11 protein-coding genes are annotated in these 10,439 nt (G+C 60.6%); 9 read left to right on the forward strand and 2 right to left on the reverse strand.

What is annotated here, in order from left to right; all coding sequences use genetic code 11:
* Positions 1–320: 320 nt before the first annotated feature.
* A complete protein-coding gene (locus tag PVW27_RS20765) occupies positions 321–1,241 on the forward strand; it encodes a DUF6282 family protein (protein ID WP_274561009.1) in 921 nt (306 codons plus the stop codon).
* A gap of 24 nt (positions 1,242–1,265) precedes the next feature.
* Here the strand turns inward: PVW27_RS20765 and PVW27_RS20770 are convergent, their stop codons facing one another.
* Entirely contained in the window at positions 1,266–2,066 is an 801-nt protein-coding gene (locus PVW27_RS20770; RefSeq protein WP_274561010.1) for an IclR family transcriptional regulator, read from the reverse strand.
* Between the two features lie 115 nt (positions 2,067–2,181).
* Here PVW27_RS20770 and PVW27_RS20775 point away from each other — a divergent pair, with 115 nt between their 5' ends.
* From PVW27_RS20775 to PVW27_RS20810, 8 genes are all read left to right on the forward strand, one after another.
* Complete coding sequence (locus PVW27_RS20775) at positions 2,182–2,979, forward strand: HpcH/HpaI aldolase family protein (protein ID WP_274561012.1); 798 nt, start codon at positions 2,182–2,184, stop codon at positions 2,977–2,979.
* Entirely contained in the window at positions 2,972–3,871 is a 900-nt protein-coding gene (locus tag PVW27_RS20780) for a hypothetical protein (protein WP_274561013.1), read from the forward strand. Before PVW27_RS20775 ends, PVW27_RS20780 begins: the two co-directional genes overlap by 8 nt.
* A gap of 117 nt (positions 3,872–3,988) precedes the next feature.
* The gene (locus PVW27_RS20785) at positions 3,989–4,987 is read left to right on the forward strand and encodes a TRAP transporter substrate-binding protein (protein ID WP_274561015.1); all 999 of its coding nucleotides are present in this window, start codon (positions 3,989–3,991) and stop codon (positions 4,985–4,987) included.
* A 133-nt stretch (positions 4,988–5,120) separates the two neighbouring features.
* Positions 5,121–5,633, forward strand: coding sequence for a TRAP transporter small permease (locus PVW27_RS20790; RefSeq protein WP_274561017.1), 513 nt, complete (start codon positions 5,121–5,123; stop codon positions 5,631–5,633).
* The gene (locus PVW27_RS20795; RefSeq protein WP_274561019.1) at positions 5,633–6,904 is read left to right on the forward strand and encodes a TRAP transporter large permease; all 1,272 of its coding nucleotides are present in this window, start codon (positions 5,633–5,635) and stop codon (positions 6,902–6,904) included. The genes PVW27_RS20790 and PVW27_RS20795 overlap by 1 nt, the downstream gene beginning before the upstream one ends.
* A gap of 8 nt (positions 6,905–6,912) precedes the next feature.
* Positions 6,913–7,839, forward strand: a complete 927-nt coding sequence (locus PVW27_RS20800; protein WP_274561020.1) for a 3-keto-5-aminohexanoate cleavage protein — start codon at positions 6,913–6,915, stop codon at positions 7,837–7,839.
* A gap of 2 nt (positions 7,840–7,841) precedes the next feature.
* Positions 7,842–8,570 (forward strand): NAD(P)H-dependent oxidoreductase, encoded by a 729-nt coding sequence (locus PVW27_RS20805; RefSeq protein WP_274561022.1) that lies wholly within the window; start codon positions 7,842–7,844, stop codon positions 8,568–8,570.
* A gap of 23 nt (positions 8,571–8,593) precedes the next feature.
* The gene (locus PVW27_RS20810; RefSeq protein WP_274561024.1) at positions 8,594–9,340 is read left to right on the forward strand and encodes an SDR family NAD(P)-dependent oxidoreductase; all 747 of its coding nucleotides are present in this window, start codon (positions 8,594–8,596) and stop codon (positions 9,338–9,340) included.
* A gap of 144 nt (positions 9,341–9,484) precedes the next feature.
* Here the strand turns inward: PVW27_RS20810 and PVW27_RS20815 are convergent.
* Positions 9,485–10,254, reverse strand: a protein-coding gene (locus tag PVW27_RS20815; protein WP_240504185.1) for an IS5 family transposase whose coding sequence is annotated in 2 segments (ribosomal slippage) — positions 9,485–9,918 and positions 9,918–10,254 — 771 coding nt in all. Because the reading frame shifts where the segments join, the coding sequence is not laid out codon by codon here.
* Between the last annotated feature and the right edge of the window lie 185 nt (positions 10,255–10,439).

The following is a 10,439-nucleotide window of genomic DNA, read 5'->3' on the forward strand; positions in this document are numbered from 1 at the left end:
CACATCCAAACCAGCATAATGTTCCATAGGTCGTTCTCCTCACGCCTTATATACATGAGGCCAACATACCGGACCTCGTTCGCCACTGGAGAGCGACCGCCGCAATCACACCATGTCGTTTTTATGCATTGCAATCTACATCCCAGCTCCACCTGCTTTTGCGTTGCTCAAGCCATTCATTTGGCTGGCTGCGGGCGGTTTGGTTGCCCCTTGACACACCGATCCAACGAAAATAAGCATGAAATACGTTCCGTTAATCAGAAACCTGTTCTACCTATCAGAACAGCCTAGTCACGGAACCAACGATCGGAGGAATGGCTATGACACCTATCGAAATTATCGAACGCGACCAGGCCGCTCTGATTGACGAAATTCTCGTCGGTGCTGTCGACCCGCACGTGCATAGCGGTCCTTCGATCGCGCCGCGTGCTGTCGATCACCTGAATCTCGCGAAGACGTATTCGGATGCAGGGTTTGCGGCACTTGTGACGAAAGACCATGATTACTCAGGGGTGATGTGCGCTCAACTTATTCGCGATCATCACCCCGAGCTCAAAACAGAGGTCTTCTCCGGGATTGTGCTCAATAATGTCGTGGGTGGGCTCAATCCCTACGCCGTGGAGCATACTGCTGCGATGAACGGCAAGATCGTATGGTTGCCGACCCTCGCCGCCGAAAACCATCTTGAATGGGAGAAGACTTCCGGTTGGGAGCATCCCGCAACGACGCAGAAGATCCGTCCGGCCTCAGCCGTTCCACTGTTCAAGGATGGCAAGCTTCTGCCCGAGCTTCTCGATATCCTCGACGTGGTGGCGGCAACGGGCCTCGCGCTCGCAAGTGGGCACATCCACGTATCGGAAACCAAGATTGTTTTCGCAGAGGCGCGGCGGCGCGGTGTGGAGCGGCTGATCTTTACCCACCCCGAGGATATCGTCGGGGCGTCCTTCGAGGACACTAAGGAGATCGCGGCCATGGGGGCTTTCGTGGAGCACTCCCTTGGGTTCTTCATCGAAGGCTCGAAGTTCAAAAACAGGACCGACGAAGAACTACGTGCATTCATCGACTGCGTTGGGCCGGAGCGGACGATCCTGTGCTCCGATCTAGGCCAGGTCGGTTCTGTCGATCCGCTAGCCGGGCTTCGGCGCGGCGTCGCGATGTGCCTTGCCTTGGGATATGCCGACGCCGACATCCAAGCTATGATCGCGGATAATGCCGCAACAGTCATTGGGCTGAAGGGCTGAAGGGGCGGGAGCCCTGCTTCCGCACTATCTCCATGAGCCGGGAAGCTCTCCTATATAGCCCATGGCGTTGGAGATCGCCTCGGCTGCGGTGCCGACAGCTTCAATCTGCTCCTTGGACGGCGGCGAACTGATGAACTGGGTCAGGCTCACGATGGCCAAAGTCCCGATCATTTTCCCCGAGGGGCCAAGAAGCGGAAAGGCGAGGGCATTGAGCCCGGTTGCCGCCTCGTTTGGCGCATCCGCCCAGCCACGTTCCCGGATTTCCTCGAGATGACGCTTCAGTGCACTGGGATCGGTGATCGAGAACTTCGTCTCACCCTTCAGCGGAGAGGACAATATGCGTTCCCGCGTCGGTTCGGGCATCAGGGCCAGTGCCAGCTTTCCCTGAGCCGAAGTATTGAACCCCAGAATAGACCCGGGCCGGACGCCGACTTCCACAGACATCTTGCCGCCGATCGTTGTCAGGATGCGGACCCCTCCGTCCTCAATCTGACCCAGAATGACAGCCTGTTCGCAGCGGTCTCGCAGAAGCCGCATCGGCTGCGCCGCAACGCCGACGATGTCGGAGGAATGGATCGCCGCGTTTCCCAATTCAATGAGCTTGGCTCCGAGCCTGTATCGTTCGGTGAGCGGCGACTGAACGATGTAGCCCTGTTGGACCAAGGTCTGAAGGTGCCGGTGGATGCGGCTCTTGGTCGTGTCGAGCGCATCGGCGAGTGCGGTCACGCCGAGGTGGCTCCGGGCCTGACCCAGGGTCTCCAGAATTGAGAGCGCAAGAACAACACTCTGAACTCCTTCCGTTTTCTCGGATGCAATCTTCGGCATGACAAACGACTCCCTCGCCTTGGTGTCTTCGGCTTGACTCCGGGCAAAATCTCACTCTATGTTCTGAATAACAGGATAGCGTTCTATTAGACGAAACACAAGGGGAGGATTTGCGTTGGGTGAACGAAAGAGCTTCCGCTCTAGGTTCTTGGCAGGCGAACCGCTCTTCGGGACATTTCTGAAGGTGCCTGCAACGATGCCGGCGGAGATCATGGGTGGTCTCGGCTACGACTTTGTCGTCGTTGACGAAGAGCATGCCCCGTTTAACCGCGAAACCACCGACCGGATCATTCTAGCGTGCCGGGCGGCTTCCATTGCCTCGGTCGTCCGTGTTCAGAGCGCGGACCCGGCTTCTATCCTTTCGGTGCTGGATTGCGGCGCTGACGGCGTGCTGGTTCCCCATGTCACAGACGCAGATACCGCCCGGGCGCTCGTTGCGGCGGGCCGCTATCGGGGCGGCAAACGCGGGTTCGCCCCAACCACGCGCGCCGGAGACTTCGGGCGCGCCGGTCAGGCCGAACATATGGCCAGCGAAGACGAGCGGGTGACGATCATCGCTATGATCGAAGATCATCAGGCCATCGAGAATATTGACGCAATCCTCGCTGTGGACGGCCTGGACGGCGTTTTCATCGGTCGGGGTGATCTTGCGGCTGCCTATGAGGGCGCTGACGATGTTGCGGAACAGGTCCGCGAGGCCACGAGCCTCGTGCAAGCCGCCGCGCGCCGAGCTGGCCGCCCTGTGGCAATCCTTCCGGGCTCACCGGAAGACGCCGAGATCCAGGCAAAAGCCGGATCGACGGCCTTCATCCTGTCCTCCGACCAAGGATTTCTCAGAAGCGCCGCGATGCAGGCCCATGCCCGGATGTCCGACGCTGTGATCCGGGCGAAGAAAGAGGTGACCAATGTATGACAAATCCGACCCGCGCGCCGCGCTGGCTCCTAAAGCGCCGGGCGCTATGTCCCAGACCGGCCTGATCGCAGAACAGCAGGAAGCCTATTTCTACGATGAGGCGCCCCAGATCGAAGATGGAGATTCCCGGACTTGGCTTGTCCGCGGTAATAACTTCGTTCTTGCCTGGTCCGAGGCGTCTAAGGGAGCTTCCTTCGTCCGCGCGAGGCAGGTAGACGAGTATGCGGTGCTTCTCCCCAAGACGGCTGCGGTCATCGAGTGGAGCGGCCAGACCGTCGAGGTGCCCGGATGGTCGCTTGTGTTCGTCCCGCCCGGCGACAGCACCGTGACGCTGCCCGACGGCGGCCCAATGACGCGGCTTTTCACCACGCGGTCCGAGGATCTCGCGGCGCTTTGCTCGAACGCCCAAGCTTATAATACGCCGCGCGCGCATATTCCGGAGTTCGAGGCATGGCCCGAACCCAAGGGCGGCTGGAAGGTGCGGCATTATTCTCTCGATGTCGCCCCGGAACCCGGCCGGTTCGGGCGGATATTCCGCTGCACCACGATGATGGTGAATGTGCTCGACCCCTACTTCGGTCCGCGTGACGCTTCCAAGATGTCTCCCCACCACCATGACGATTTTGAGCAGTGCTCCCTCGCGATTGAAGGCGAGTTTAACCACCACCTGCGCTGGACCTGGACAACCGACATGAACGACTGGCGCGACGACCGCACCGTCTCGATGGCCTCGCCGTCAGCGCTCGTAATCCCGCCGCCCGTGATCCACACCACGCGGGCCATTGGGGCAAGCACCAATCAACTCGTCGATATCTTTTGCCCCCCGCGCGTAGACTTCTCGGAGAAGCCCGGCTGGGTCCTGAATGCCGACGACTATCCGATGCCCGCTTGAGCTGACGCGCAAGGAGTATGAGCTTCTGAGAGAGGGACCTGCAACAACAAGCGCCAACGCCACTCCACCAAATTCTGACCACAAACGACTGATCGAACTTTAGGGAGGAACCAAAAGATGATCACCAGACGACTGCTCCTGCAATCCGGTGCCGCGCTTGGCGCGACTCTCGCCGCACCACATATCGCACGCGCCTCCGGCAAGATGGTACGCCTCGCCCATGCCACGAGCGAGATTCATCCCGGTCACGTTCTGGCGACGAGCTTCAGAGACGCGCTCGAAGACATTCTTCCCGGTGCTTTCAACGTTCAGATCTTCCCCAACAGACAGCTCGGCGACGACAAGCAGAACCTCGAGTCTGCGGTGGCGGGTGCGATCGAAGTGGCGATGATCTCAGGCGTTTTGATCCCGCTGGTGACGGGACGCCCGTCCTATGACGCTTGGCAATTGCCTTTCCTCGTCCGTGATTACGACCATTTCGAGAAACTGGCGTTGAGCCCCATCGGCCAGAAGCTCCAGGACGACCTCGAAGAGGCCGGCATCATCGGGCTCGCCACGGCCGATATTGGCCAGCGGAACTTCCTGTCGGTCAATACGGAAGTGCGCAGCGTCGCCGACATGAAGGGTCTCAAGACGCGAATTGTGCCGGTGCCGCTGCACAAGGCGATCTGGGAAGCTCTCGGAACCGCACCGGTGGGTCTCCCCTATGGCGAGGTCTATGGCGCGCTCGAGACCGGCGTGATCGACGCCGTCGAGATCAACGTTTCCTCCATGGTAGGTGAGAATCTGTGGGAGATCGGCAAGAATTTCACGCTCACTGGGCATTATCCGTGGCACGCCTCCAACGTCGTCTCGACGGGCTTCTGGAGCACGCTGTCGGACGAAGAGAAGTCCGCGATGCGCGAAGCGGGCCGCCGTTCCGTTTCAGCGACCCTGGCCTATGCCAAGGCGCAGGACCTCGCGGGCCGTGACGAGCTTCGGGAGAAGGGTGTCAACATCATCGAGCTCGAAAACCTCGAGGAGATGCGTGCGGCGGTGGCACCGCTCACGGCAGAGTGGGCTGCGCGCGATCCTCTCATCGCGGAGTTCGTCGAAACCGCTCAGAGCATAACCTGACGATCTGTCTCCGTGGCCGCCGCGGCCACGGAGACACTTCCCATTCAAGAGAGCCGCTGTGACGCTACCTCCGCCCCTTGCACTTGCTGTTAGTATCTACTTGACCGTTCTGCGCGTCTTCGCCGGGACGACCATGGCGATCATCGTCGTGGTGATGATCGCCCAGGTCTGGGTGCGCTACGTCGCCGGTGGGTCTCTGATCTGGGCAGAGGAACTCTGTCGCTATCTGCTGATCTGGCAGACCTTCCTCGTCCTAGGTTTGGCCTACTCGAAGGGCGAGTTCATTGCGATCGACTTTCTCCCGGCGGCTTTGTCCGACCGGGGAAAGCGAATTCTAAAGCTCGTGAGCGCCGTGCCGATTGTGGCCTTCCTCGTCGTCATTGCTATCTACGGAGCCGACTACGCCTCCCGTTTCTCCCAGCAAACGATCCCTGCGCTCGACTTCATCTGGGGTGCACTTTTTGGGGATAGGCTCGGACTGTCGATCAAATATGTCTACATCTCCGTCTCAGTCGGTGCGGTCTTGATGATCCTTCATGTCTGCGCAGACGTTGTAGTGAGCTTCGACCCGGCCGTCGGTGCTGCCGTGCAGGATGGGATCGACGATGAAGGTGACACCGTGGGAACCGGAGGGCGACAGGGCTGATGGGCGCGTTCTTTATCATCTTCGCTGGATTGCTAGCTTCCGGCATTCCGATCGCGCTTACGCTTGGAATGGCGGGCACGGCCTACCTCTACTTTTCCGGCAATGGATCGATGGTCCTGATGTTGCCGCAACGGATGATGGCGGGTGTCGACCAGTTCGTCCTTCTCACAATTCCGCTCTTCCTTTTGGCCGGGGCGCTGATGAACGTGGGCGGGGTCACCGACCGGATCGTGCATTTCGCCCGCGCCATGGTGGGCCATCGGCGTGGCGGCATGTCATCGGTATCGATCCTGTCGTCGGGATTCTTTGCAGGGATTTCAGGCAGCGCGACGGCCGAAGCATCTGCACTCGGCTCGATCCTCATTCCCACCATGAGCAGGCAGGGCATGCCGCCTGCCTACGCGGCCGCCCTCATCGCCGTCGCCTCCGTCATGGGGCCGATAATTCCGCCGTCGATCACGATGATCATCTACGGTGTGCTTTCGGGCACCTCCATCGGTCAGCTTTTTCTCGCGGGTATCGTGCCGGGCATCGGGATCGCGACGGGATTGCTCATCTATGCTTCCTACCGCGCCCGGAGAGACGGCTTCCCGGTGACCGAGCGCATGGTCGGACGCGAGCGCTGGCAGGCTACGGCGCGCACGCTTCCCGCGCTCCTTCTTCCGGCGATTATTCTCGTTGGGATCAAGGCGGGTATCTTCACCCCGACCGAGGCCGCAGCCGTCGCCGTCGCCTATGCTTTGGTGGTCGGCTTTGCCTACCGCGATCTCAACTTGCGTCGCCTTTGGGAGGCGCTCGTCGCTACGACGCTCGTTTCGGCATCGATCCTCTTCATTACTTCGATGGCTTCCATCGTGTCGTTCGTTTTCACCCTCGAGCAGGTGCCCCAGCAGATCGCGGACCTCGTTCTCGCGATCACCGAACAGCCTCTTCTGATCCTGCTCCTCCTGAACATCTTCCTTCTCATCCTAGGAATGTTTCTCGAGCCGATCTCGATTCTCATTCTCACCATGCCAATCCTTTTGAAGTTCCAGGCGCTGATCGGAATGGATCCGGTGCAATTTGGCACCGTCGTCGTTCTAAACGTGGTGATAGGCATGGCCACGCCGCCTGTGGGCATCCTGCTCTTCATAGCCTCGGCAATCTCGGGCGAGCCGGTCACCCGCGTGATCCGGGAAGCTCTACCGCTCATCGCAGTCTGTCTCGCCGTCCTCACCCTCATCGCGCTTGTCCCGGTGCTGTCTCTCTTCCTTCCCAAAATGCTTTTCTGAGAGGATAAATGCCCCGCAAGATTATCATTACCTGCGCCGTCACGGGGTCGATCCACACTCCGTCGATGTCCCAGCATCTCCCGGTCACGGCCTCCGAGATCGCGGAGGCCGCCATCGGTGCCTACGAAGCGGGGGCGGCGATCGTTCATCTGCACGCCCGCAATCCCGAAACCGGTGAGCCGGATCAGTCACCTGAGGCCTACGAGCCCTTCCTGAAAGTGATCAAGCAGCGCACGGACGTCATCATCAACATCACGACGGGTGGCGCTCCCACGATGAGCGTCGAAGAGCGCTTGCGCCCGGCCGCGGTGTTTCAGCCCGAGGTCGCTTCGCTTAACATGGGGTCGATGAACTTCGGGTTCTTCCCGATCCTCGAAAAGATGACCGATTTCCAGCACGATTGGGAGAAGCCTTACATCGAGGGCTCGCGCGACCGCGTCTTCAAGAACACCTTTGTCGACATCGAAGGTATCCTCACGACCTGCGCGGGTAACGGGACGCGGTTTGAGATCGAGTGCTACGACATCGGGCACCTCTACACGCTTCACCATTTCGTGCAGCGTGGTCTGGTGACACCACCCTTCTTCGTGCAGTCGGTCTTCGGTATTCTCGGCGGCATCGGGGCGCATCCTGAGGATGTGCTCCACATGCGCCGGACAGCCGATCGGCTCTTCGGCGATGCGTATCAGTGGTCTGTGCTAGGGGCAGGGCGCCACCAGATGCAGGTGGCCCTTCAGTCTGCCCTGCTGGGCGGCCATGTTCGCGTGGGCTTGGAAGACTCGCTTTATGCGGGCCGTGGGAAGCTCGCCAAGAGCAACGCTGAACAAGTTTCGATGGCCCGCGCCCTCATCGAGCAAATGGGGTTCGACGTTGCGACGCCGGACGAGGCCCGTGAGATCCTCGCCCTCAAGGGCGGCAACAAGGTTAACTTCTGACAATGGCAACCTCGCGCAACGTTCTGATCGTGGTCGCGCACCCCGAGCGATCCTCCTTCAATCACGCCATGGCGCAGGCGGCCGCGAGCGCGCTGCGCGAGGCCGGCCACAACGTCACCGTGTCGGATCTCTATGCCGAGGGTTTCCGTGCAGATGTCGGCCGCCACGACATGTCTAGCGTTGCTGATCCAGAACGGTTTCACGTTCAAGCCGAGCAGTCTGAGGCCGTCCGAAATATAGCCTTCGCTCCGGATATTGCCCGAGAACAGGCGCGTCTTGCGGCAGCGGACAACCTCATCCTTCAGTTTCCGCTCTGGTGGGGCGGTCCCCCGGGAATGCTGAAGGGTTGGATCGACCGGGTTCTCGCCTACGGATTTGCCTATGTCGACGGAAGGCGTTTCGAAACGGGCCTCTTCAAGGGACGGCGCGCGATGCTTAGCGTGACCACGGGCGGGACCCCGAGTCGCTTCGCTGAAGACGGCGTCTACGGTCCGATCGGGCCCATCCTCATGCCGGTTCAGAGGCTCGCCTTGGAATACATGGGCTACGAGGTCGCTCCCGCCTATGTGGCGCACGGCGTGCCTCGGTCAGACGATGCCGAACGGCAAGGCCACCTCGACGCGTTTTCGAAAGCTGCGCAGGAACTTGCTGACCTGCCGACTACGCCGACCGACGACTACCTCCACGCGCTCGAAGATGTTGCCGAGGGGGCTTGGAAACGGCCGGGATGACCGGTTCTGAAAGAGAGGTTCAAATGGACGGCGAGGGACGGTTTTCGGGACGGGTTGCCATTGTCACAGGAGGATCGAGAGGCATCGGTGCAGAGGTCGCCCGTCGGCTCGGCGCGGAGGGTGCGACCGTTGCCGTTGCCTATCGAAGCGATTTGGCGTCTGCGGAATGTATCGTCGGCGCCTTGAAGAACGCCGGAGCGAAGGCAGCCGCCTTTCAAGTCGACGTGGCCAGCCCTGAAGACTGCGAGGCGCTTGTTCGGGCCTGTATCTCGTCCTTTGGACGCCTCGACATCCTCGTCAACGCCGCCGGCGTGGCGCAGTATCTGCCGCTGGAGGATGCGGATGCCATACACTACCGCGCGATGTTCGACACCAATGTGTTGGGCGCTCTCTCGCTGACGCGCGCCGCTGTGCCGATCATGACAAATCCCGGGCGGATCATCCATGTTTCGTCGCGCCTCGCGGAGGCGCCCTTTGCCGGGACCTCGATTTACGCTGCGTCGAAAGCGGCTGTCTCGGCGCTGACCCTCGCGCTCGCTCAAGAACTAGGGCCAAAGGGCATCACGATCAACGCCGTCGCCCCGGGCCTCATAGAGACCGACATGACCAAGGCCGCAATCGAGGCGCGCGGTGCCGCTTTAAGCGCTCAGACGCCCTTGCGGCGGATTGGACAGCCGGGCGACGTCGGTGGCGTCGTGGCGTTTCTCGCATCAGACGATGCGGGATGGATCACCGGACGGACAATCCGCGTGGATGGTGGACTGCTCTAAACCGCTGCCCGCCGTGGAGGTGGATCGGCCTACTCCAAGAGGTCTTCAACGTAGGGTTCAAGATGGAAGAGTTCCGAAGCCCGCACCCTCAGAGGCGTCTGATTGTCGGATCCATTCTTTCTAGGGTCAGGACTCATTCTCTCGTCATAGCCAGAACATGACGGTTGCGGCGAGGGCGACGGCGGAGAGGAAGACCTTCGGGCACCTGTCGTAGCGCGTGGCAACCCTGCGCCAGTCCTTCAGGCGGCCGAACATGATCTCGATCCTGTTGCGGCGTTTGTAGCGGCGCTTATCGTATTTGACAGGCTTGCCGCGCGACTTCCTGCCCGGGATGCAGGGCTTTATCCCCTTGTCTTTCAACGCATCTCTGAACCAGTCGGCATCATAGCCGCGGTCGGCGAGCAGCCATTCTGCAGATGGCAAGCTATCCAGCAGGGCCGCAGCACCCGTGTAGTCGCTGACCTGGCCTGCGGTCATGAAGAAGCGGATCGGACGTCCATCGGCATCGGTAACGGCGTGCAGTTTGGTGTTCATGCCGCCCTTGGTCCGGCCGATCAAACGACCCCTCTGATCGCTTGGCCCCCCTTTTTCGACCGCAGGCTGGTCGCCGTGCGGTGCGCCTTCAGATAGGTCGCGTCGATCATCACCGTCCTCGGAACGGCCGCCTCGGAGGCCAGCCCCTCCATCATCCGGGCAAAGACACCCTTGTCGCCCCATCGCTTCCAACGGTTGTAGAGGGTCTTGGGTGGACCATACTCCTTCGGTGCATCACACCACCGCAAGCCATTGCGATTGATGAAGATAATGCCGCTCAGCACTCGCCGGTCATCGACACGCGGCTTGCCATGGCTCTTGGGAAAGAATGGTTCCAGACGGGCCATCTGCGCATCCGTCAGCCAGAAAAGGTTGCTCATTGATCGGTCTCCTTGCGGAGGCTGAATCATGCCGAAAATGGAAGATCAATGGGTCCTGACCCTAGAGCGTGTCGCGTTTAATCGGTTTTGTATCCGGCGGCTTTGAAGAAGTTGTAGCATTCTTCGTCGGTGAAGAGGTCGCAGACATGGCCGACGGCCTTCCAGAGTTCCTGGTAGGTTCGGGC

Source organism: Seohaeicola sp. 4SK31 (genome assembly GCF_028802875.1).
Classification (GTDB): Bacteria; Pseudomonadota; Alphaproteobacteria; order Rhodobacterales; family Rhodobacteraceae; genus Seohaeicola.